General features: G+C 70.0%; 19 protein-coding genes and 2 tRNA genes. 7 read left to right on the top strand and 14 right to left on the bottom strand.

The features are described 5' to 3' along the window. The 3 genes from ABZ484_RS15805 to ABZ484_RS15795 all read right to left on the bottom strand — a co-directional run. The coding region (locus tag ABZ484_RS15805) for a SpoIIE family protein phosphatase (RefSeq protein ID WP_358866452.1) at positions 1–1,126 on the bottom strand (1,126 nt) is incomplete at its 3' end. Beyond that, positions 1,066–2,097: a PAS domain-containing protein gene (locus ABZ484_RS15800; protein ID WP_358866451.1), complete on the bottom strand. Its 1,032-nt coding sequence runs from the start codon at positions 2,095–2,097 to the stop codon at positions 1,066–1,068. The genes ABZ484_RS15805 and ABZ484_RS15800, both read right to left, overlap by 61 nt. A 197-nt stretch (positions 2,098–2,294) precedes the next feature. Beyond that, positions 2,295–2,367: transfer RNA gene (locus ABZ484_RS15795), tRNA-Ala, on the bottom strand. Positions 2,368–2,548: 181 nt separating this feature from the next. On the opposite strand from ABZ484_RS15795, the gene ABZ484_RS15790 reads away from it, so the two are divergent. Both ABZ484_RS15790 and ABZ484_RS15785 read left to right on the top strand, forming a co-directional pair. Beyond that, on the top strand, positions 2,549–3,097 hold the full coding sequence (locus ABZ484_RS15790) for a DNA-binding protein (RefSeq protein ID WP_358866450.1): 549 nt from the start codon (positions 2,549–2,551) through the stop codon (positions 3,095–3,097). Positions 3,098–3,174: 77 nt separating this feature from the next. Continuing rightward, entirely contained in the window at positions 3,175–4,563 is a 1,389-nt protein-coding gene (locus tag ABZ484_RS15785) for a serine/threonine-protein kinase (RefSeq protein ID WP_358866449.1), read from the top strand. 22 nt (positions 4,564–4,585) lie between these two features. Here the strand turns inward: ABZ484_RS15785 and ABZ484_RS15780 are convergent, their stop codons facing one another. Continuing rightward, the gene (locus ABZ484_RS15780; protein WP_358866448.1) at positions 4,586–5,869 is read right to left on the bottom strand and encodes a hypothetical protein; all 1,284 of its coding nucleotides are present in this window, start codon (positions 5,867–5,869) and stop codon (positions 4,586–4,588) included. Between the two features lie 286 nt (positions 5,870–6,155). Further along, on the bottom strand, positions 6,156–6,284 hold the full coding sequence (locus ABZ484_RS15775; protein WP_003999697.1) for a DLW-39 family protein: 129 nt from the start codon (positions 6,282–6,284) through the stop codon (positions 6,156–6,158). A gap of 255 nt (positions 6,285–6,539) precedes the next feature. Between ABZ484_RS15775 and ABZ484_RS15770 the strand changes: the two genes are divergently transcribed. Then, on the top strand, positions 6,540–6,908 hold the full coding sequence (locus tag ABZ484_RS15770) for a DUF6344 domain-containing protein (RefSeq protein ID WP_358866447.1): 369 nt from the start codon (positions 6,540–6,542) through the stop codon (positions 6,906–6,908). A gap of 366 nt (positions 6,909–7,274) precedes the next feature. Here the strand turns inward: ABZ484_RS15770 and ABZ484_RS15765 are convergent. From ABZ484_RS15765 to dnaA, 9 genes are all read right to left on the bottom strand, one after another. Further along, a tRNA-Ile gene (locus ABZ484_RS15765) sits at positions 7,275–7,348 on the bottom strand. 110 nt (positions 7,349–7,458) lie between these two features. After that, positions 7,459–8,223 carry a DUF3566 domain-containing protein gene (locus tag ABZ484_RS15760; protein ID WP_358866446.1) on the bottom strand — a complete coding sequence of 255 codons (765 nt, stop codon included), beginning with the start codon at positions 8,221–8,223 and terminating at the stop codon, positions 7,459–7,461. A gap of 19 nt (positions 8,224–8,242) precedes the next feature. Further along, positions 8,243–10,837, bottom strand: coding sequence for a DNA gyrase subunit A (gene gyrA, locus ABZ484_RS15755; RefSeq protein WP_358866445.1), 2,595 nt, complete (start codon positions 10,835–10,837; stop codon positions 8,243–8,245). Positions 10,838–10,879: 42 nt separating this feature from the next. After that, positions 10,880–12,970 carry a DNA topoisomerase (ATP-hydrolyzing) subunit B gene (gene gyrB, locus ABZ484_RS15750; protein WP_358866444.1) on the bottom strand — a complete coding sequence of 697 codons (2,091 nt, stop codon included), beginning with the start codon at positions 12,968–12,970 and terminating at the stop codon, positions 10,880–10,882. Between the two features lie 371 nt (positions 12,971–13,341). Next, positions 13,342–13,944 (bottom strand): DciA family protein, encoded by a 603-nt coding sequence (locus tag ABZ484_RS15745; protein ID WP_358866443.1) that lies wholly within the window; start codon positions 13,942–13,944, stop codon positions 13,342–13,344. Then, positions 13,941–15,110 (bottom strand): DNA replication/repair protein RecF, encoded by a 1,170-nt coding sequence (recF, locus tag ABZ484_RS15740; protein ID WP_358866442.1) that lies wholly within the window; start codon positions 15,108–15,110, stop codon positions 13,941–13,943. Before recF ends, ABZ484_RS15745 begins: the two co-directional genes overlap by 4 nt. A 79-nt stretch (positions 15,111–15,189) precedes the next feature. Beyond that, positions 15,190–16,065, bottom strand: a complete 876-nt coding sequence (gene gnd / locus ABZ484_RS15735) for a phosphogluconate dehydrogenase (NAD(+)-dependent, decarboxylating) (protein ID WP_358866441.1) — start codon at positions 16,063–16,065, stop codon at positions 15,190–15,192. A 177-nt stretch (positions 16,066–16,242) separates the two neighbouring features. Beyond that, positions 16,243–17,373, bottom strand: coding sequence for a DNA polymerase III subunit beta (gene dnaN, locus ABZ484_RS15730; protein ID WP_358866440.1), 1,131 nt, complete (start codon positions 17,371–17,373; stop codon positions 16,243–16,245). A 1,002-nt stretch (positions 17,374–18,375) separates the two neighbouring features. Continuing rightward, positions 18,376–20,460, bottom strand: a complete 2,085-nt coding sequence (gene dnaA, locus ABZ484_RS15725) for a chromosomal replication initiator protein DnaA (RefSeq protein WP_358866439.1) — start codon at positions 20,458–20,460, stop codon at positions 18,376–18,378. Between the two features lie 367 nt (positions 20,461–20,827). Between dnaA and rpmH the strand changes: the two genes are divergently transcribed. From rpmH to yidC, 4 genes are read left to right on the top strand one after another with little or no spacing between them, the layout of a single operon-like run. Then, positions 20,828–20,965, top strand: coding sequence for a 50S ribosomal protein L34 (rpmH, locus tag ABZ484_RS15720; protein WP_003956500.1), 138 nt, complete (start codon positions 20,828–20,830; stop codon positions 20,963–20,965). A gap of 20 nt (positions 20,966–20,985) precedes the next feature. Continuing rightward, the gene (rnpA, locus tag ABZ484_RS15715) at positions 20,986–21,357 is read left to right on the top strand and encodes a ribonuclease P protein component (RefSeq protein ID WP_358866438.1); all 372 of its coding nucleotides are present in this window, start codon (positions 20,986–20,988) and stop codon (positions 21,355–21,357) included. Continuing rightward, positions 21,354–21,707, top strand: a complete 354-nt coding sequence (gene yidD, locus ABZ484_RS15710; protein WP_358866437.1) for a membrane protein insertion efficiency factor YidD — start codon at positions 21,354–21,356, stop codon at positions 21,705–21,707. Before rnpA ends, yidD begins: the two co-directional genes overlap by 4 nt. 3 nt (positions 21,708–21,710) lie before the next feature. Next, positions 21,711–23,048, top strand: coding sequence for a membrane protein insertase YidC (yidC, locus tag ABZ484_RS15705; protein ID WP_358866436.1), 1,338 nt, complete (start codon positions 21,711–21,713; stop codon positions 23,046–23,048). Positions 23,049–23,051: the final 3 nt, after the last annotated feature.

Here is a 23,051-nt window from a genome sequence, read left to right as displayed (position 1 = left end):
AGATCAGCGACGTGGTGTCCCGGATCAGCCGCAGCACGACGGGGTCGGCTCCGTAGCGGATGGCGTTGGTGACCAGTTCGCTGGTGATCAGCTCGGTGGTGAAGGCGACGTCCTCCCCGAGCCCCCACTCCCGCAACCGGTCGGCCGCGCGTTCTCGGGTGGGCGCGACGACCTCCGGGTCGCGGGGCAGTTCCCATGAGGCCAGCCGGTCGGCGCCGAGGCGGTGGGTGCGGGCGAGAAGGAGGGCCACGTCCTCGGCGGGCCGGGCCGGCACCAGGCGCGTGATCACACGGTCGCACACCGCCTGGAGCGACTGAGCCGGGCGGGCGAGCAGTGCGTGCAGTTCGGCCCGTGTCGCCTCGGGGCCCTTGCCGGACGCGCGCAGGAGCCCGTCGGTGTAGAGCGCGAGGCGGCTGCCCGCCGGGAGATCGAACTCGGTCGCCTCGAACTTGATGCCGCCCTGTCCCAGCGGGGGGCCGGACGGCACCGCGAGCTGCTCGACCTGGCCGTCGGGGTGGACGAGGACCGGCTCGGGGTGGCCGGCGGAGGCGATGGAGCAGCGCCCGGAGACCGGGTCGTAGGCGGCATACAGGCAGGTGGCGCCCGCCACCGGAGCACCGCCCGCGTGGGCCGCCTCCTCCTGGTCCAGTTTGATCACGATGTCGTCGAGATGGGTGAGCAGTTCGTCGGGGGCCAGCTCCACGGCGGCCAGTGTCCGTACCGCCGTACGCATCCTGCCCATGGTCGCGGTGGCGCGGATACCGGTCCCGACGACATCACCGACGGCCAGGGCGACCCGGGCTCCGGAGAGCGGCACGACGTCGAACCAGTCGCCGCCGATGCCCGTGGCGCTCGTGCTCTGCAGATAGCAGGAGGCGATGTCCACGGCCTGGTGCTCGGCGGCGTGGTCGGGCAGCAGGCTGCGTTGCAGGGCGAGCGCGGCCTGCCGTTCCCGGGTGTAGCGCAGACAGTTGTCCAGGCAGACGGCGGTGCGGGCGGCCAGGTCGCGGGCCAGGTGGACATCGGCCTTGTCGAAGGCGGGGTGGGCGCGATGCCTGGCGAAGGTCACCAGGCCCAGGGTGGTGCCGCGGGCCACCATGGGGACGAGGAGTGCGGCACGGTCCATCCGCGGCACGCCCGTCCTGTTCGGCGCCCCGGTCTCGTTCGGCGCCCCGGTCCCGTGCGGGGCCCCTGTTCCGTTCGAGGTGGCGGTCCCGTTCGGCGCCCTTGTCCCGTCGGGGTGCCCGTCCCGTTGGGTGTGCCCGTCCCGTTCGGCGGTGGCCGGTCCTCCTCCGGGGCGCCGGGCCCCGGGAAGATGTCCCCGCGGGGCTCGCCGTCCTCCAGGACGCGTCCGATCAGCGAGTCGCGCGCGACGGAGTGCACGCCGCCGCTCGCCGCGCCCGGTTCGGCCGGGCAGCCGGGAGCCGAACCCGACGCGACGCGACGGAACTCGATGGTGCCGCCGCCCGGTTCGGGCGCCCCGCTGCCGGGCCCGGTCCCGCTCGCCTCGGTGTTCCACACCTCTGCGAGGAGGTCGACGGTCACGCGCTCGGCGAAGCTCTCGGTCGCCAGTTGCGCCAGCTCCCGTGCGGTGTGCCAGACGTCCAGGGTGCTGCCGATCCGTGCGCTGGCCTGGCTGAGCACCGCCATCCTGCGCCGTGCCCAGAACTGCTCGGTGGTGTCCAGGGTGGCCGCGGACACCCCGAGGAGGTCGCCCTCCGGGCTCCGCACCGGGGAGAGGGTGACCCGCCATGTGTGTTCCGCGCCGTCCAGCGTCAGGGTGCTCTGCCACGACTCGGGCTCGCCGGTCCGCATCACCCGGCCGACGGCCTCGCTGAACTCGTGGCCGCCCTCGATGGGGACCCCGGGCTCGATCTCCCCCGCGGGCAGCCCCAGCAGCGCCTCCGGCGGCCGGTTCGCGACCAGGGCGGCGGCATGGTTCAGCCAGGCCAGCCGGCGGTCCCTGCCGAAGAAGGCGACGGGGACGGGCAACTGGTCGAGCAGGTGCCGCTCGCGCGCGACGGCCAGGGCCAGGCCGTCGTCATCGGCGCATCGGATCCCGCACGGATCGCCTCCGCTCGCACCGTGCCCGTCCATGCGCCGCACACCTGCTCCGTTCCCGCAGACCGCCTCGATGTACCGTTGATGCGCCTTTGGGACAAGAATGCCCCTTCGAGGCGTTCCGTGCGAGGCCGATCGGGGCGGGGCCTCCATGGGCCGCGGCCGCCCGCGCCGACGGCGCGAAAAAGCCCACCCGGCCAACGTTTCCGCAGGTCAGGTGGGCTTTGATGGGGTGGAGCCTAGGGGAGTCGAACCCCTGACATCTGCCATGCAAAGACAGCGCTCTACCAACTGAGCTAAGGCCCCGAAGAGAAGCAGCCGCCCGGACGAACCGTCCGCCGGTCGGTGCCGCAGACCAGAGTACCGGGTCACCCCCCGGATCTCGCAAAAAGATTGGGGGTCCCCGTCGCCGACCACTCTCCGTAAGATGCTCCGCGTGGTTCGCTACAGCGAACCACGGTACTCGGGGAAGCGATGGGGAGACGCAATGGACGCCGCACAGCAGGAAGCCACCGCAAGAGCGCGGGAACTGCAGCGGAACTGGTACGGGGAGCCGTTGGGGGCGCTGTTCCGTAAGCTCATAGACGACCTGGGGCTCAACCAGGCGCGTCTGGCGGGGGTACTGGGGCTGTCGGCGCCGATGCTGTCGCAGCTGATGAGCGGCCAGCGCGCGAAGATCGGCAATCCGGCGGTCGTCCAGCGGGTACAACTGCTCCAGGAACTCGCGGCTCAGGTGGCGGACGGCAGCGTCAGCGCGGCCGAGGCGACCGAACGCATGGATGAGATCAAGCGGTCACAGGGGGGCTCGGTGCTCAGCAACGTCACGCAGACGACCAACAGTTCGGGCGCGCCGACGGTCAAGCGCGTGGTCCGCGAGATCCAGTCGCTGCTCCGCTCGGTCGCCGCCGCCGGCGACATCATCGAGGCCGCGGACAGCCTCGCTCCCACCCACCCCGAACTGGCGGAGTTCCTGCGGGTCTACGGCGCCGGCCGCACCTCCGACGCGGTCGCCCACTACCAGACCCACCAGAACTGACGCCGCGAAAGGCGTCGCGGCACGTCTCGCGGGGGAGGCAAGGGGGGTGACCGCAGGGGGAGGAGCGACGCACAGCCATGGGTGAGGTCTTCGCCGGCCGGTACGAGCTGGCCGACCCGATCGGCCGCGGCGGGGCCGGCGCGGTCTGGCGCGTCTGGGACCACCGGCGCCGCAGGTACGTCGCCGCCAAGGTGCTGCGGCAGCGCGACGCGCACTCGCTGCTGCGGTTCGTGCGGGAGCAGGCGCTGCGGATCGACCACCCCCATGTGCTCGCCCCGGCCAGCTGGGCCGCCGACGACGACAAGGTCCTGTTCACCATGGATCTGGTGGCCGGCGGCTCGCTGGTCCATCTGGTCGGCGACTACGGCCCGCTGCCCGCGCCGTTCGTCTGCACCCTCCTCGACCAGTTGCTGTCGGGACTCGCCGCGGTGCACGCGGAAGGGGTCGTGCACCGCGACATCAAGCCCGCCAACGTGCTCCTGGAAGCCACCGGCACGGGACGTCCCCGACTGCGGCTGTCCGACTTCGGCATCGCCATGCGGCTGGGCGAGCCCAGGCTGACGGAGGCCGATCTCGTGGTGGGGACGCCCGGTTACCTCGCTCCCGAGCAGATGATGGGCGCGGAACCGGACTTCCCCGCCGACCTGTTCGCCACCGGCCTGGTCGCCCTCTATCTGCTTCAGGGCGCCAAGCCGGACGCCAAGGCGCTCGTGGAGCACTTCGCGGAGCATGGAACTCCGAGCGCTCCCCAGGGCGTTCCCGAGCCGTTGTGGCAGGTCGTGGCGGCACTGCTGCAACCGGATCCGCTGGCCCGGTTCCGTACGGCCACCGGGGCGCGCAAGGCCCTCGCCGCGGCGGCCGAGCTGCTGCCGGAGCCGGGTCCGGACGAGGAGCGGATCGAGGTCTTCGACCAACTCGGCCCCTTGCCACCGGGATTCGGCCCGGACGGACCCGAGCGGTCCCATGGTTCCGATGCCGTCGAGGAGGCCGAGGCTACCGGGACTGGCGGGACACCTGTCCGTGCGCGGCCGTCCGACCAGGACACGGGCAGTTTCCGCCTCCTTCCGCCGGTAGGCCCCCAGGACCCCGCCTCCGCAGGCTCCGCGGACGCTGCGGGTTCCGCGGCCCCCGCAGCGTCCGCCGCCGCCTCCACTGCCTCCACTGCCTCCACTGCCTCCACCGCCCCTACTGTCCCTACTGTCCCTACTGTCCCCACGGCCTCGTACACCGCCGAGGACCCGCGCTTCCCCTCCCCGGCGGTCCCTTCTCCGGCCGTTCCCCCGCCGGCCGTTCCCCCGCCGGCGCAGGCGGTCCCACCGCACCGCGCCGTACGCCTCCGTCCCCGCCCCCGTCCCCGTCTTGCCGGTCCGCGTCTTCCCGGTCCGCCCGCCAAGGTGGCGCTTCCGCTTCTGCTCCTCGCGCTGGTCTGCTACGCCGTGGGGTTCTGGGCGCTGGCCCGGATCTGAGGGCCGACGCCCGATCGTCGCCCTACCAGGCCCCCGCGCGCCGCCTGGCGGCCAGCGTCCACACCCCGAGGACGAGCAGCAGTACGGTCCCCGCGCCGATGCCGCCCACGGCGAGCGCGCGCAGCGCGGCGGACCCGCCGCCTGGCCCGGCCTCGGTCGCCGCCTGCCGGTCCCCGGCCGTGACCTCGAACAGGTTCCGCGGCTCGGAGCGGCCCGCGTACCCCGGCCCCGGCCCTGTCGTGCCGCCCACCCGCACCCGCAGGGTCAGACCGTAGGGGCCCTCACCGAACGTGCCGGCGGTCTGGGCGGCGAGATGCACGACCAGGTAGTAGGAGCCCGCGAACCGCATGGCCTTCACCTGGTCGGCGAATCCGTAGCGGTTGGCGTAGGCGACGGGCGGCAGGGGCGCGAGCGCGGTGGAGGCGGGCCGGCCGCTGTAACCGGCGTACGCGTCCTCGACGTAGCCCCGGACCGGGTTGTAGAGCGACAGCGTCAGCGCACCGTCGGCATAGCCGCTGCCGCCGCCTGCACCGGCCAGCTCGGCGATGGCGTTCAGTTGCCGTCCCCAGTCCACCGGCACCCGGTAGAAGAGCGTCTGACCGGGCCGGATCCGGTCCTGCCAGACCCCTTGGCCGACCGTCGCGGCCCGGGCGAAGCCGGAGCCGCCCGCCCGGTCCACCGCGCGGCCGCCGACCGGCTCCGGCGAGGCTGAGTCCCACGCCTCCGGCGCCCTCGTCGCACCGGACCGCTCCAGCGCCGGTTCCGTCACGGCGGCCAGCTCCAGAGGCCAGGCGTCCGACGAGGAGCCTGGGGCGGCGATGCGCTCGACGAGGACGTAGTACGCACCGGCTCCCTGGCACAGCGTGTGGCCGGGGGAGGCCTCGCGCGCGCCCCACGCGGCGATCGGATGCGCGCTGCGGCTCGTGCCGAAGCGGGTGGCCTGGTAGGAGCAAGCGTTGCCCTGGGCGTCCCGCACGGAGACGCGCAGGCCGTCCGTGGCGGAGACCGTGGTGCCCGTGCCGGGGACCGCGGTGGCGGAGACGTAGGCGGTGGAGGTGGTGTCGAGGTCGAGACGGTAGTAGAGCCTGCCGTTCGCCGGCAGGGTGCTCCGGTAGACGCGGCCGGGCTCCAGGCTCTTCGCGCCCGAGGTCGTCGTCGCCCCCGCGACGGTCCGTGCGCCGTCGGTGAAGCCGTATCCGCCCGGCGTGCCGTCCGCGACCGCGCTCGTCGCCGGTACGGCGGCCACCACCAGGCCCAGCACGGCCCCGACGACGGCGAGGCGTACGACGCCGACGGCCCGCCCCACCGATCCAGGCTGCCCCACCGATGCCCGCCGCCCTGCCACGGGCCCCCGCCCTGCCACGGGCCCTCGTCCAGCCGTGGGCCGTCTCATGCCGCGCCCCCTCGCGCTCGCTCCCGCTTCGGACGTCGCCCATCCTGCCCCGCAGGGCGTTGCGCCATCCGCGCGTTCCGGACGAGCGTCCGAAACATCCGCCTCACGAGGTGACCGCTACCTCAGAGTCCGCACCCTCGCAACACAAAGCCCCGACCGCAACGGCGGTCGGGGCCTGCTCAGTATCGGATGTCGGTGCTCAGGAACCCGTGGGCACGGAGTCAGTCGCCTCCGTCCACAGATCCTGCTCGGCGCGATCCGCCTGGATCTGGCGGTACACGAGGAGCCCGCCGATGGCGGCCAGTGCGACCAGGAGAAGCTTCTTCACCGCGCGACCTCGTCTTTCCTTGACGTAGGGGACCTCTGGCGCCCGACTATACACACCGGCCGATACCGATCGGTGACCTGTGTGGGCCGTCAACTCTCCGCACTTTCTCGCCCTTGCTTTCTCGTCCTTCATGCGTCCATCCGAGTGGTGTTCATCCGAAGAGCGACGCGCCACGAGCGTCGGTCCACCACTTCGCGGGGCTCATACACATCATGAGCAAAGTACGCAAATCGCCCAACCCGAAAGTGAGGGGCCATGGACCAGCACAAGGTCGTCAAGCTGTGGACCGCCATCGTCACCGCCTTCCTCGCGCTCTGCACGGCGCTCGGACTCATCACCACGACGGCAGGGGCGGCCAGCGCCGCGCCGCAGTCGGACAAGGCATCCAAGAGCACCAGCACCCGGCTGCGGGCGCTACCGGAACAGGCGACGTCCTCCCCATGGTCCAGGACCCATCTTCGGTCCCTGCCCCCCACGATGAAGCAGCGGATCCGGGCCGAGGCCCACGGAAAGTCCCCCAGCTGCCGGCACCGCCCGCTGGGCGACACTCCCTCGCTGGCCACCGATCCGCAGTGCGCCCCCGCCGAACCGCCGGCCCGCCCCACCATTCCCCTCCAGCGCTGACAGCGCCGGCCCGGCACCGCTGGGCCCCGCCAACCCGCACCCATTGACGTAACGGCGAACTGCGTACAGCATCACCGGAACCGAAACCCACGAAGATCCCCGGTCATCCGACCGGGGATCTTCTCGTCGCCCCGGCGCCCGCGGCCCGCACCGCCGCGCGCCGGCCGTGCGTGAGGCCCGCACCGCCATGTCGGCCCCCCGCACCACCGTGTCAGCCCCCGCACCGCCGTGTCAGCGCCCGCGCCGGCTTCCTCGTCGCCCGGCAGCCAGTACACCTCGGCCTGCCGCGAGCGCAGCCGGACCAGCACGGCCAGGACGTGCATGCGAAAGACCCCCGGCCCATTCGGACCGGGGGTCTTCTCGCTGTGGGGCTAACAGGATTTGAACCTGTGGCCTCATCCTTATCAGGGATGCGCTCTAACCAACTGAGCTATAGCCCCGCCGCGCTCTGCGGTGTGTCCCGCGCGCTGACTCCTGAAGATTAGCGCACGAGGCGGGCAGTCCCAAAATCGGTTGTCGGGGGACTGTCAGCGGACACGTGGAGCGCTCGTCACTCGTCCTCGGCCAGTGTCAGCTCGATGCCGCCGACGAAGCCCGCGGAGAGGTTGTAGATGAAGGCCCCGAGGGTCGCCAGGGCGGTCGCCAGGACGACGTCGATGACCGCGATGATCGCGGTGAAGGTCAGGACGTGCGGCAGCGACAGGAAGGACTGCAGGTCGAAGCCGTTCGACTCGTTCGAGCCGGTCGCCTCCGAGATGGTCCCGCCGACCGTCGAGAAGACGCCCATGGCGTTCATGACCATCCACAGCACGGCGGCCGCCACGATCGTGCAGATGCCCAGCGCGATGGAGAGCAGGAAGCTGACCTTCATCACCGACCACGGGTCGGCCTTGGCCACGCGCAGCCGGGCCTTGCGGGTGCGCGGCGTCGTCCGTGCGCCCGTGCGCGGGCGGCGCACCGAGCCGGACTGGGCCGCCGCGCCGGGCGCGGCCCCCGCGGCCGTGGGGTAGGCCTGCGGCGGGTGGTACGGCCCCGCCGGCTGCTGCGGCTGCCGCTCGCCCGGCAGCGGGGAGGCCGCGCCGTGGCTCTGCCGGCCGGCCTGCGCCTGCGGGCTCTGCGGGCCTCGGGTGTCCGTCACCGTTCCCCCCTGGGATCCATGAGTGTGAGGTGCGTGCGCGTCGGCCGCGGGCGGCTTGATCGCCTTCAGGTTGGTCGTGTGCGAATCCGTCGCACGCGCGGCGGAGCCACGGCCGCCGCCGTCCGTCTCCGTACCAGTGGAGGTACCGGCCGATCCGGCGCCCGTGGCTCCGCTCACGATGACTCACTCCTCGTGCCTACTCGGCCGAGGGCGCCTCACCCTCGTCCGTGCCGGTGGTCGCGACACCCTCGGCGGTCTCGTCCACGGCCACGTCGCCGTCGACCTCCTCCGCCTCGCGCCCCGCTTCGGCGTTGCGTGCGATACCGACCACGGCATCGCGCTTGCCCAGGTTGATCAGTTGGACGCCCATGGTGTCACGGCCCGTCTCCCTGACCTCGTTGACCCGCGTACGAATCACACCGCCCGAGAGCGTGATGGCGAGGATCTCGTCGGTCTCCTCGACCACCAGCGCACCGACCAGCGAACCACGGTCCTCCACGATCTTGGCGGCCTTGATGCCGAGGCCGCCGCGACCCTGGACGCGGTACTCGTCGACGGCGGTCCGCTTCGCGTACCCGCCGTCCGTGGCAGTGAACACGAACGTACCGGGTCGAACAACATTCATCGAGAGCAGCTCGTCGCCCTCGCGGAAGCTCATGCCCTTCACACCCGAGGTGGCGCGGCCCATGGGACGCAGGGTGTCGTCCGATGCGGTGAACCTGATCGATTGGGCCTTCCTGCTGATCAGCAGCAGGTCGTCATCGGCCGAGACGAGTTCGGCGCCGATCAGTTCGTCATCGGTTCCGTCCTCCCGCTCGCGCAGGTTGATCGCGATGACACCACCGGAACGCGGAGAATCGTAATCCTTCAGAGGCGTCTTCTTGACCAGCCCGGCCTTGGTGGCCAGCACCAGGTACGGGGCCGCCTCGTAGTCGCGGATGGCGAGGATCTCGGCGATCGCCTCGTCCGGCTGGAAGGCCAGCAGGTTCGCCACGTGCTGGCCGCGCGCGTCCCGGCCGGCGTCGGGCAGCTCGTAGGCCTTCGCCCGGTACACCCGGCCCTTGTTGGTGAAGAACAGCAGCCAGTGGTGCGTGGTGGAGACGAAGAAGTGATCGACGATGTCGTCCTCCTTCAGCTTCGTCCCGCGTACGCCCTTGCCGCCGCGCTTCTGGGCGCGGTAGTCGTCGGTCTTGGTCCGCTTGATGTAGCCGCCGCGGGTGACCGTGACGACGATGTCCTCCTCGGCGATCAGGTCCTCGATGGACATGTCGCCCTCGTACGGGATCAGCTTGGTCTGGCGGTCGTCGCCGTACTTCTCGACGATCGCGGCCAGCTCCTCGCTGACGATCCCGCGCTGGCGGACCGGGGAGGCCAGGATCTCGTTGTACTCGTTGATCTTCGCCTGGAGCTCGTCGTGCTCCTGGACGATCTTCTGCCGTTCCAGTGCTGCCAGGCGGCGCAGCTGCATCTCGAGGATCGCGTTGGCCTGGATCTCGTCGATCTCCAGCAGCCCCATCAGGCCGCCACGGGCGATCTCGACGGTCTCACTGCGCCGGATCAGCGCGATGACCTCGTCGATGGCGTCCAGGGCCTTGAGCAGACCGCGCAGGATGTGCGCCCGCTCCTCCGCCTTGCGCAGCCTGAAGCGCGTACGGCGGACGACGACCTCGATCTGGTGCGTCACCCAGTGGCGGATGAACGCGTCCAGCGACAGCGTGCGCGGCACACCGTCCACCAGCGCCAGCATGTTGGCGCCGAAGTTGGTCTGGAGATCGGTGTGCTTGTAGAGGTTGTTCAGGACGACCTTGGCGACCGCGTCCCGCTTCAGCACGATCACCAGCCGCTGGCCCGTGCGGGAACTCGTCTCGTCGCGGACGTCCGCGATGCCGCCGATCCTGCCGTCCTTCACCAGATCGGCGATCTTCTGCGCCAGGTTGTCCGGGTTGACCTGGTACGGCAGCTCGGTGACCACCAGGCACTGGCGGTTCTGGATCTCCTCGACCTCGACCACCGCACGCATCGTGATGGAGCCGCGGCCGGTGCGGTACGCCTCCTCGATGCCCTTGCGGCCCACCACCAGGGCGCCGGTCGGGAAGTCCGGGCCCTTGATCCGCTCGATGAGCGCGTCCAGCAGCTCCTCGTGCGAGGCGTCCGGGTTCTCCAGGCACCACTGGGCGCCGGCCGCGACCTCGCGCAGGTTGTGCGGCGGGATGTTGGTCGCCATGCCGACCGCGATACCGGCCGAGCCGTTGATCAGCAGGTTCGGGAAGCGGGCGGGCAGGACGGTCGGCTCCTGGGAGCGGCCGTCGTAGTTGTCCGTGAAGTCGACGGTCTCCTCGTCGATGTCGCGGACCATCTCCATCGACAGCGGCGCCATCTTGCACTCGGTGTAGCGCATGGCCGCCGCCGGGTCGTTGCCCGGCGAGCCGAAGTTGCCGTTGGAGTCCACCAGCGGCATCCGCATCGCCCACGGCTGGGCCAGGCGCACCAGCGCGTCGTAGATGGAACTGTCGCCGTGCGGGTGGTAGTTGCCCATGACGTCGCCGACGACACGGGCGCACTTGTAGAAGCCGCGCTCGGGGCGGTAGCCGCCGTCGTACATCGCGTACAGCACACGGCGGTGGACGGGCTTGAGGCCGTCCCTCACGTCCGGCAGCGCACGCGAGACGATGACGGACATCGCGTAGTCGAGATACGAGCGCTGCATCTCCGTCTCGAGCCCGACGGGCTCGACACGCAGGCCGGTCTCGCCGCCTTCTTCAGGCGTGACAGGGGTGTTCTCGTCGGCCATTGCTGGTGAGGTTCCTTCCTGGTGCGGTCAGCTGAGACCGACTCAGATGTCGAGGAAGCGGACGTCCTTGGCGTTGCGCTGGATGAACTGGCGGCGGGCCTCGACGTCCTCGCCCATCAGGACCGAGAACAGGTCGTCGGCCTGAGCGGCGTCGTCGAGGGTGACCTGGCCGAGGACGCGGTGCTCCTGGTCCATCGTCGTCACGCGCAGCTCCTCGGCGTTCATCTCGCCCAGACCCTTGAAGCGCTGGATGGAGTCCTCGCGCACCCGCTTGCCGCGCTGCCGGCCCATCTCGATCAGGGCGTCGCGCTCACGGTCGGAGTAGGCGTAGTCGATGTCGTCCTTGCCCCACTTGATCTTGTAGAGCGGGGGACGGGACAGGAAGACGTGACCCGCCTCGACCAGCGGCCGCATGAAGCGGAACAGGAAGGTCAGCAGCAGGGTGTTGATGTGCTGGCCGTCGACGTCGGCGTCCGCCATCAGGATGATCTTGTGATAGCGGAGCTTCTCGATGTCGAAGTCCTCGTGCACACCCGTGCCGAACGCGGAGATCAGCGCCTGGATCTCCTGGTTCTGCAGGATCTTGTCGATGCGCGCCTTCTCGACGTTGAGGATCTTGCCGCGGATCGGGAGGATCGCCTGGTACTCCGGGTTCCGGCCGGACTTGGCCGAGCCACCGGCGGAGTCACCCTCGACGATGAAGATCTCGCACTTGGTCGGGTCGTTCGACTGGCAGTCGGAGAGCTTGCCCGGCAGGGACGCCGACTCCAGCAGACCCTTGCGCCGGGTCAGGTCACGGGCCTTGCGGGCCGCCACACGCGCGGTGGCCGCCTGGATGGCCTTGCGGACGATGTCCGCCGCCTCGTTCGGGTTGCGGTCCAGCCAGTCGGTGAGGTGCTCGTAGACCGCCTTCTGCACGAAGGTCTTCGCCTCCGTGTTGCCCAGCTTGGTCTTCGTCTGGCCCTCGAACTGCGGCTCGCTCAGCTTGACCGAGATGATCGCGGTCAGACCCTCGCGGATGTCGTCACCCGTGAGGTTGTCGTCCTTCTCCCGCAGCAGCTTCTTGTCGCGCGCGTACTTGTTGATCAGGGAGGTCAGCGCGGCGCGGAAGCCCTCCTCGTGCGTACCGCCCTCGTGCGTGTGGATGATGTTGGCGAAGGAGTACACACCCTCGCTGTAACCGTTGTTCCACTGCATCGCCACCTCGAGGGACAGGCTCTTGTCCTTGTCCTCGGCCTCGAGGTCGATGACGGAGGGGTGCACCGGCTCTCCCTTGCGGGAGTTGAGGTACTTCACGAAGTCGACGATGCCGCCGTCGTAGCGGTACGTGACCGACTTGACCTCGGCCTTCTGGTCCGCGCCCGCCTCGTCCGCGCCCGAGGTGGCCTTCGCCGACTCGCGCTCGTCGGTCAGCCTGATCGTCAGGCCCTTGTTCAGGAACGCCATCTCCTGGAAACGCCGCGAGAGCGTCTCGAAGGAGTACTCGGTGGTCTCGAAGATGTCCGGGTCGGCCCAGAACGTCACCGAGGTCCCGGTCTCGTCCGTCGCCTCGTGCCGGGCGAGCGGAGCGGTCGGGACGCCCAGCTTGTAGTCCTGCGTCCAGCGGTGGCCGTCGGTCCTGATCTCGACGGAGACCTTGCTCGACAGGGCGTTCACCACGGAGACGCCGACACCGTGCAGACCACCGGAGACCGCGTAGCCACCGCCGCCGAACTTGCCGCCCGCGTGCAGCACGGTCAGCACGACCTCGACGGCCGGCTTGCCCTCGGAGGGCACGATGCCCACCGGGATGCCACGGCCGTTGTCGACGACGCGCACGCCGCCGTCGGCGAGGATCGTCACATCGATGGTGTCCGCGTGCCCCGCCAGCGCCTCGTCGACGGAGTTGTCGACCACCTCGTACACGAGGTGGTGCAGGCCGCGCTCACCGGTCGAACCGATGTACATGCCGGGTCGCTTGCGGACCGCGTCCAGGCCCTCGAGGACGGTGATGGCGCTGGCGTCGTACGAGGCCGTCACCTCACCGTTCGATGAGGTCGAAGAGGCGGCCGGGTCAGCGCCGGCGTCGGTGGACGGAATGTTCTCGTTGGGGTTGCCGGAATCGGCCACGAAGCGCCCTTTCTGGCACAGCACGAGCCGGGCTCCTGGGGGTGCCGGAGCGGCTGCGGCATGTTGCGTTGGTAAGCCTTGATCAGCGTTGCTCAGCTTTTCCCGGACGGTCCCCACGTTCGGGGCGGGATTGGCTTCCAGTCTACCGGTAGCGCCGACAGTGATGGGGGTTTGCCGGTACCTGAGTCCGCATGTGGCGCCCTGAACCGGTCTCCGCCGGGTCCCGATATGCGGAAGGGGGCTCCAAGAGGCTCACAGCGGCACTCAGCGCTTCCAGGCGTCAACCCTTCGCTACTCCAGGGTCAGGTAGCCATTCGCAAGAGCGTGCGGTTGCACGACGGAGGCCGGCCGGGCACCCCCCGACCGGCCTCTACCAAGGATTTTTGTGAGGTCCGTCACCCATAGGTGTCGCGGGGCCCGACGCTGCCGGGCGCACGCAACGGACCGTACCGACGGGCCCCGCCGCCGGGGCCGTGCACCTTGATCAGCCGCACCGCACCATGGCCCAGATCCTCGTTGAGACGGGCGACCAGCGTCGGGGCAAGCAGACGCAGATTCGTCGCCCACGCCGTCGAGTCGCAGCGCACGCTCAGCACCCGCTCGTCCTCGTCGTACCTCTCCGGCTCACAGTGCTTGGCCACGTCCGCACCGACGATCTGCGGCCAGCGCCCCATCACACCGCCCACGGCGGCCGGAGTCTCCCAGCCGCGCTCGGTGATCAACCGGTTGATCGCCGCACCCAGCGCCATCGGATCACGGCCGTCGGCACGCGCACCCGAGCGCAGCCCACCGCGCCGCCCCTGCCGCTTCTGCTGCGCCGCGTCCCCCCGCGCGCGTGCCGCCTCCTTCGCCGCGCGCAGCGCCACACGCGCCAGATCGACACCGGACGGCTCGCCCGCCTTCGGGGCGCCCTCCGGGGACGGCTTCAGAGGCGAGTCCTCCGGGGACGCCCTCCGGCGCGCCGGGTCGGGCTCACTGCTCGTACGCCCACCACTCATACGCGCTCCACCGCCCCTTCCGACACGGAGAACCGCGTACCCGCCAGCACATGCGGCACGTCGTCGTCCACCGCCGCGGTCACCAGCACCTGCTCACCGGGCGCGACCAGTTCGGCCAGGCGTTCGCGGCGCCGCGTGTCCAGCTCGGCGAAGACGTCGTCGAGGATCAGCACCGGCTCGCCCGCCCGTCTCCCACCACCACCCTCAAACGAGGCTTCGCCACCCCCATATGGCTCGGCGCGCAGCAGGTCGTACGACGCCAGCCGCAGCGCCAGCGCATAGGACCACGACTCACCGTGGGAGGCGTATCCCTTGGCGGGCAGCTGCCCCAGCTTGAGCACCAGGTCGTCCCGATGCGGCCCCACCAGGGTGACGCCCCGCTCGATCTCCTGCTTGCGGGCGTCCGCGAGCGCGGCCATCAGCTGCTCGAACAGGGCCTCCCGCGTGTGCGCCTCGCCGGGCGCGGACGGCTTGTACTCCAACGCGACCGGGCCGCCCCCGGGCGCCAGCTGCTCATAGGCCTTGTCGGCCAGCGGCTGCAGCGCGGCGATCAGGTCGAGGCGCTGGGCGAGCAGCTCCGCGCCCGCGCGCGCCAGATGCTGGTCCCACACGTCGAGCGTGGACAGGTCCATGGAGCGGCCGCCGTGCCGGCGGGCCAGCGCGGCCGACTTCAGCAGCGTGTTGCGCTGCTTGAGGACCCGCTCGTAGTCGGAGCGCACGCCCGCCATGCGCGGGGAGCGGGCCGTGATCAGCTCGTCCAGGAAACGGCGCCGCTCCCCGGGGTCGCCCTTCACCAGGGCGAGGTCCTCCGGCGCGAACAGCACCGTCCGTACGATGCCCAGCACGTCACGCGGTCTGACCTGGGACGACCTGTTGATGCGGGCGCGATTGGCCTTGCCCGGGTTCAGCTCCAGCTCGACCAGCTGCTGCCGCTCGCCCTGTCTGACCTGGGCGCGGATCACCGCCCGCTCGGCGCCCATGCGCACCAGGGGGGCATCGGAGGCGACCCGGTGACTGCCCAGGGTGGCCAGGTAGCCGATCGCCTCGACGAGATTGGTCTTGCCCTGGCCGTTGGGGCCGACGAAGGCCGTGACGCCCGGGTCGAGCGGAACCTCGGCCCGGGCGTACGAGCGGAAGTCGGCCAGCGACAGATGCGTGACGTGCATGGTCGTTCGCCGGCCTCCCCCAGCGTTGCGGACCGCCGGACGGTGCCGGGCGGCCCTGGGGCCTGTGGACCCCTGTGGACTACTTCTTCTCTACGGCGTGGCCGCCGAACTGGTTGCGCAGCGCGGCGATCATCTTCATCTGCGGCGAGTCCTCCTGGCGGGAGGCGAACCGCGCGAACAGCGAGGCCGTGATCGCGGGCAGCGGCACGGCGTTGTCGATGGCGGCCTCCACGGTCCACCGGCCCTCGCCGGAGTCCTGTGCGTAGCCGCGCAGCTCGTCGAGGTGCTCGTCCTCGTCGAGGGCGTTGACGGCGAGGTCCAGCAGCCAGGAGCGGATGACGGTGCCCTCCTGCCAGGAGCGGAAGACCTCGCGGACATTGTCCACGGAGTCGACCTTCTCCAGCAGCTCCCAGCCCTCGGCGTAGGCCTGCATCATCGCGTACTCGATGCCGTTGTGGACCATCTTCGCGAAGTGCCCGGCACCCACCTTGCCCGCGTGCACCGAGCCGAAGTCGCCCTCCGGCTTGAGCGCGTCGAAGACCGGCCGCACCTTGGCGACGTTCTCCGGGTCGCCGCCGTACATCAGCGCATAGCCGTTCTCCAGGCCCCAGACACCGCCGGAGACACCGCAGTCGACGAAGCCTATGCCCTTGGCGGCCAGCTCCTCGGCGTGCTTCTCGTCGTCCGTCCAGCGCGAGTTCCCGCCGTCCACGACCACGTCACCGGGCTCCAGCAGCTCGGCGAGTTCGTCGATGGTCGACTGCGTGGGGGCACCGGCCGGGACCATCACCCAGACCACGCGGGGGCCCTGCAACTTGCCCACAAGCTCTTGCAGGCTGTGGACGTCCGCGAGGTCCGGGTTGCGGTCGTATCCGATGACGGTGTGGCCCGCGCGGCGGATCCGCTCGCGCATGTTGCCGCCCATCTTGCCGAGGCCGACGAGACCGAGCTCCATCAGTTGTGTCCTTAGGTGTCCGACGTGGCGTGAGGGCACATTCGTACCCGCGTCCGAGCCTAAACCCGGACTCTCGCGCACATCCGTGGGCATACGCGCTCACACGTACGCCCCCACCTGCGGCTTCGTCGCACACCGGTCCACAGGCTGTGGACCGGCGCCGCCACTTCGCGCGGCTCAGCCGCTCAGCCGCACCGGCATGATCAGGTACTTGTAGGCCTCGTCCGCCTCCGCGTCCACCGCCGGCTTGCCGCTGAGCAGTGCGGGCTTGGTCGAGGTGGTGAAGGACAGCTGGGCCACCGGGGAGTCGATCGCGCTCAGACCGTCCAGCAGGAACGTGGGGTTGAAGGCGATGGAGATGTCGTCGCCCTCGAGCTGAGCGTCCACCCTCTCCACAGCCTGTGCGTCGTCGCTGGAGCCGGCCTCCAGGATCAGCACACCCTGCTCGAAGCTCAGCCGCACCGGGGTGTTGCGCTCCGCGACCAGGGCCACACGCTTGACGGCCTCCACGAAGGGGGCGGTCTCGATGACGGCGACGCTGTTGAACTCGGTGGGGAACAGCGTGCGGTACTTCGGCAGGTCGCCTTCGAGGAGCCGGGTCGTCGTCCGGCGGCCGGCGCCCTCGAAACCGATCAGCCCCTCACCGGCACCCGAGCCGGACAGCGCCAGGATCACGCTGTCACCGCTGGTCAGCGCCTTCGCGGTGTCCAGCAGGGTCTTGGCGGGCACCAGGGCGACCGCGGAGGCGTCCGGGTTCTCCGGCTTCCACAGGAACTCGCGGACCGCGAAGCGGTAGCGGTCGGTCGAGGCCAGCGTGACCGTGTCGCCCTCGATCTCGATGCGCACACCGGTGAGGACGGGCAGCGTGTCGTCGCGGCCGGCGGCGATGGCCACCTGCGCGACGGCGGACGCGAAGACCTCGCCGGGAACCGTGCCCGTCGCGTTCGGCATCTGCGGCAGCGCCGGGTACTCCTCCACAGGCAGTGTGTGGAGCGTGAAGCGGGAGGAACCGCAGACCACCGTCGCCCGTACACCGTCTGTGGAAATCTCCACCGGGCGGTTGGGCAGGGCACGGGAGATGTCGGCGAGCAGCCGGCCGGAGACGAGGACCGTGCCCTCCTCCTCGACCTCGGCCTCCACCGACACCCGGGCGGAGACCTCGTAGTCGAAGCTCGACAGGCTCAGCTGGCCGTCCTCGGCCTTCAGCAGGAGGCCGGCGAGAACAGGCGCCGGCGGACGGGCCGGGAGGCTGCGTGCCGCCCAGGCCACTGCCTCCGCGAGTACGTCGCGTTCCACCCGGATCTTCACCGTAAGCCGCCTCCTGCTGTTGCCACTGAGTCCTCCGACTCGGCGTCGCCGTCCACTGCGAGGGGAAGGACGCCGGGGACCAGTCTGACGCACACCACTGACAGTAGGTGCCTGTCGGGGTCAAGTCGCTCCGAGGGACGGTCGGGCTCCGGCGGGCAAGTTGTGCACAGGTCCCGCTTCGAAACGAATTCCGCACTCTCTATGGTCGGGAGTAGTAGTAGGGGCTGTGGATACCGTGGATAACCACGTTTGCCCAGCTCAGCGCGGAAATTTTGTCCACGGGCCCTGTGGGCGACGGCAGTGGACAACTCAGGGTGTCTGTGGAGAACAGGAAGTTCTGCACACCCCGCCCACAGCCTGAGGCCAGTTCTCCCCAGCTGCGTCCCCAGGTTTACCCATGTTTCCCACACCCCAATCCGGCAGCTTCGTGTGACGGCTTTCACTCGACGCGGTGACCGGGGGCGTCGCGTTGCCGAACAGTGGACAGGGATGTGGAGAACGGGCGGATCATTGGGGACAACGGGCCGCAGCCTGTGGGTTGCCCGTGGACAACTTCGTGCACAGCCTGTGGATCTCCGCTTCGTCCACAGTCTGTGGAGATCGCTCGTCCACGAGTCCACAGGCTGCTGAGCTGGGGCGATGGCTGGGTGGCGGCATGCCTGTGGATGCCGTTCGGGACAACTTGGCGGTCCCCAGGGTGTGGACGGAAGAAAGTCACCGAATCTGTGGAGAGCGGCCGTAACCAGGCATTTAATCGAACACCGCGCTGCGGGCGGCGGCGGGTGGCGTCGTCCTTCGATGGACTGTCTTGGGGTCTCGAGGGGCTGCCTTGGGGCCTGATGGACAGCCTTGGGGCCCGATCGGCTGTCTTGGGAGTCCGATCGACGGTCTGTGAGGCCCCGATCGACGGTTCTGGAGCCCCGGCGAGGACCCCGGCACATGCAAGAGGGCGCCCCGGGGAGTCGCTCCCCGGGGCGCCCTCGGCGCTGCTCTCGGCGGCCGTCAGCCGTTCTTGATGCGGTTGGTCAGCTCGGTGACCTGGTTGTAGATGGAGCGCCGCTCCGCCATCAGCGCGCGGATCTTGCGGTCGGCGTGCATGACGGTCGTGTGGTCGCGTCCGCCGAACTGCGCGCCGATCTTCGGCAGCGACAGGTCGGTCAGTTCACGGCACAGGTACATGGCGATCTGCCGGGCGGTCACCAGCGCGCGTCCGCGTGAGGTGCCGCACAGGTCCTCCACCGTCAGCCCGAAGTACTGGGCGGTCTCGGCCATGATGGCGCTCGCCGTGATCTCCGGGGCCGTGTCCTCGCCGCCGGGGATGAGGTCCTTGAGGACGATCTCCGTCAGGCCCAGGTCCACCGGCTGCCGGTTGAGCGAGGCGAACGCCGTCACCCGGATCAGCGCGCCCTCCAGCTCACGGATGTTCCGCGAGATCCGGGAGGCGATGAACTCCAGAACCTCCGGCGGGGCGTTCAGCTGCTCCTGCACCGCCTTCTTGCGCAGGATCGCGATGCGTGTCTCCAGCTCGGGCGGCTGGACGTCGGTGATCAGGCCCCACTCGAAACGGTTCCGCAGCCGGTCCTCCAGCGTCACCAGCTGCTTGGGCGGCCGGTCGCTGCTGAGGACGATCTGCTTGTTGGCGTTGTGCAGGGTGTTGAAGGTGTGGAAGAACTCCTCCTGCGTCGACTCCTTGTCCGCCAGGAACTGGATGTCGTCGACGAGCAGGATGTCCATCTCGCGGTAGCGCTTGCGGAAGCTGTCGCCCTTGCCGTCGCGGATGGAGTTGATGAACTCGTTGGTGAACTCCTCCGAGCTCACGTACCGCACGCGCGTGCCCGGGTACAGGCTGCGCGCGTAGTGGCCGATCGCGTGCAGCAGGTGCGTCTTGCCCAGTCCCGACTCGCCGTAGATGAAGAGCGGGTTGTACGCCTTGGCCGGCGCCTCGGCGACGGCGACCGCCGCCGCGTGCGCGAAGCGGTTGGACGCGCCGATGACGAAGGTGTCGAAGAGGTACTTCGGGTTCAGCCGTGCGGTCGGCTCGCCCGGGCCGCTCGCCGGTGCGGACTGCCCGGAGGAAGGTCCCACGCCGCCGGTGCCGGACGGGTTCGGACCCGTGGGGCCCCCGTGGCGCACCGGCCCGGAGCCCGCGGGAGGCTCGGGGAGCTCCCGGCGGCCGGCGTCCCGCTGGTCGTAGTCCCGCTGGTCGTAGTCGGCACGGGAGGAGTCGTAGTCGGAGCGCGGCTGGTCGTACGGCGCGCGGTCCATCGGCCGCGGACGGTAGTCCTGCGACCCCGGGTAGGACTCCTTGCCGGGTCCGTAGGAGTCCTGCGAGCCGTACGAGTCGTGGGTCCCGTAGGCGTCCTTGGATCCGTGCGAGTCCTGCTGGCGGTACGCGTCCTGTTGGCCGTAGCCGTCGCGCGGGCCGTACGCGTCCTGGCCCCCCGGCGATGCGTAGGGGTCGCGCTCGGGGAAGCCGAGCCGCGGCTGTTGCCAGCCGTAGTCGTCCTGGCCGGGGCGCGGCCAGGCGCCGGGCTCGGGGCGCTGGTAGTCCTGGTAGTCCGAGGGATAGGCGGGGCGGGCGGTCGGCAGCGGATCCGTGCCGTCGGCCTGCTGGGGGCCCGTGCGCGGCGGCGGCAGCTGCTCGGCGGAGCCGCCCGGGCGCTGGTCGGCGCGGCCGGAAGGGCGGTGGCTGTCGGGGCGCGGCTCGCCGCGGTGGCGGCCGTAGCCCTCGTAGCCGCCTTGGCCGGTGGGCAGCTCCTGCTCCTCGTAGCGCGGGCCGGGCGCCGGGGGCGTGGGGTTCTGGGGTTCGCCGACGGAGCTGTCGACGGTGATCGCGATGCGGATGGGGCGGCCGCACTCCCGGCTCAGCGTGTCGCTGACGATCGGGGCGAGCCGGCCCTCCAGGACGCCCTTCGCGAACTCGTTCGGAACGGCGAGCAGGGCGGTGTCCGCGACCAGCGCGAGCGGCTGGCAGCGGCGGATCCAGTGTTCGTCCTTCGTCTCGACGCCTTGTCCGCGTCCCTCCCCTAGGAGCTGTTCCAGTACTCGCGGCCACACTGCGGCAAGATCGGCGGGTACGTCAGCCACAGGGCACGCTCTCTCACGGGTTCCCACGAACGTGTGGTTCGGGACGGGTCGGGGTGTAAACGGGGGACAAGTCGACGAATGGGAGTCCAGCCACGGTAGTCAGGGCGGCGGCCACGGTTCAAGTTGTTGTCCCCAGCCTGTGGACAAGTGTCTCTCACGTGGTGCTGGTTTGACCGGATGGCGCAGCCCCGCGTACCGTAACCAGGTCGAGTTGTCGATGGCTGCTGCCGCCTGCCTCCGATGGGCACAGATCGCGTCAAGGTGATCGGTAAGCGGTGCACTCGGGCGTTACTGCGAGCTGCTCGTGGGCGCACGGTGACAGCCAGGACGGCACCCCGCCACTACCGATTCTTTCTGGAGCCCCCGAGTGAGCAAGCGCACCTTCCAGCCGAACAACCGTCGTCGCGCGAAGACCCACGGCTTCCGGCTGCGTATGCGCACCCGTGCCGGCCGCGCGATTCTCGCGTCCCGCCGTAGCAAGGGTCGCGCCCGTCTGTCCGCCTGACCCGGTCAGGTCATGACGTCGTGCTGCCCACCGAGAACCGGCTGAGGCGGCGCGAGGACTTCGCGACCGCGGTACGACGAGGGCGCCGGGCAGGACGCCCACTCCTTGTCGTCCACCTTCGTAGCGGTGCCACGGACCCGCACGCGCCAGGGGAGAGCGCTCCCCCGCCGCGTGCGGGTTTCGTCGTGAGCAAGGCAGTGGGTGGCGCGGTCGTGCGCAACGCCGTGAAGCGCAGACTTCGCCATTTGATGCGTGACCGAGTCGCCTTGCTGCCCCCCGGTAGCCTGGTAGTCGTACGAGCGCTGCCCGGAGCCGGTGACGCCGATAACGCACAGCTGGCCCGAGACCTGGATGCCGCCCTTCGACGACTGCTGGGAGGGGGCGCGCGATGAAGTACCCGCTGCTGGCTCTCATCAAGCTGTATCAGTGGACCATCAGCCCGTTGCTCGGGCCGGTGTGCAAGTACTACCCGTCGTGTTCCCACTATGGCTACACGGCCATCGACCGGCACGGTGCGGTGAAGGGAACAGCGCTCACCGCCTGGCGGATTCTGCGGTGCAATCCGTGGTCGCTGGGTGGTGTGGACCACGTTCCTCCGCGCAAGCGTCCGCGGTGGCACGAACTGTTGCGTGACGCCTGGCGTGCACGCAAGGGCGGGCCCTCCGCCGCCGAAACGGCCACCGACGGGATCGTCCCGTCGAGCCCGGCCGCGAAGACCTCGTCCCATGCCCAAGGAGCATGATTAGTGGACACGATTGCCAGTCTTTTCAGTTTCATCACCTGGCCCGTCTCCTGGGTCATCGTCCAGTTCCACAAGGTGTACGGGGCGATCTTCGGACCTGACACCGGGTGGGCCTGGGGCCTGTCCATCGTGTCCCTGGTGATCCTGATCCGTATCTGCCTGATCCCGCTCTTCGTGAAGCAGATCAAGGCGACGCGCGCGATGCAGACGCTCCAGCCGGAGATGAAGAAGATCCAGGAGCGCTACAAGAACGACAAGCAGCGCCAGTCCGAAGAGATGATGAAGCTGTACAAGGAGACGGGTACCAACCCGCTCTCCTCGTGCCTTCCCATCCTGGCGCAGTCCCCGTTCTTCTTCGCCCTGTACCACGTGCTCAACGGCATCGCGACGGGCAAGACGATCGGTGTCATCAACGAGCCGCTGCTTGCCAGCGCCCGTAAGGCGCACATCTTCGGCGCCCCGCTGGCCGCGAAGTTCATGGACAGCTCGGACAAGGTCGCGGCCCTCGGCGCCTCGCTGACCGACGTCCGGGTCGTGACCGCGGTCATGATCGTCCTGATGTCGTTCTCGCAGTTCTACACGCAGCGCCAGCTGATGACCAAGAACGTCGACACGACGGTGAAGACGCCGTTCATGCAGCAGCAGAAGATGCTGATGTACGTCTTCCCGGTCATGTTCGCCGTCTTCGGCATCAACTTCCCGGTCGGTGTTCTCGTCTACTGGCTGACCACCAACGTGTGGACCATGGGCCAGCAGATGTACGTCATCCACAACAACCCGACCCCGGGTTCCAAGGCCCAGGCCGCCTACCTGGAGCGTCTGTACAAGCACGTGACGCACCACGGCAAGACCCGCAACCGGCGTGAGAAGGCCATCGTCAAGGCGATCGTCGTGAAGGGCCGGGACCGCAACGAGTTCGAGCGCAAGTTCATCAACGGACTCAACAAGGCGGGGCTGGCGGCTCAGACCGACGGCACCGTGGTGAAGAGCGAGGCCGCCGTCGCCGCGCCGTCCGAGGACGGCACGACCACCACCACCGCGACCGCCGGCGCGCCCCGGCGCCAGCAGCCCAAGCGGCAGAGCAAGGCCCAGCGCCAGTCGGGTGGCCCGAAGGCGGCCGGAGCCGGTGACGCCGGTGTCGGTGATGTCGAGGCCGCCACGTCCTCGACATCGCTGAGCAAGTCCGACGAGCCACAGGACGCCCCGCCCGCCGCTGCCGGCAAGGCCGCCCCGAAGTCCGGGAACGGCGACCGCGGCAAGGCCCAGTCCGGGCAGCGCAGCAAGGCGCAGTCCGGGCAGCGCAAGGGCCCGCAGCGGCCCAAGTCCCCGTCCAAGAAGTAAGAA

The sequence above is a fragment of the Streptomyces sp. NPDC006393 genome (genome assembly GCF_040628575.1).
GTDB lineage: Bacteria > Actinomycetota > Actinomycetes > Streptomycetales > Streptomycetaceae > Streptomyces.
Note: the sequence above shows the minus strand (reverse complement) of the source record. Positions and strands in the feature narration are given on the sequence as shown.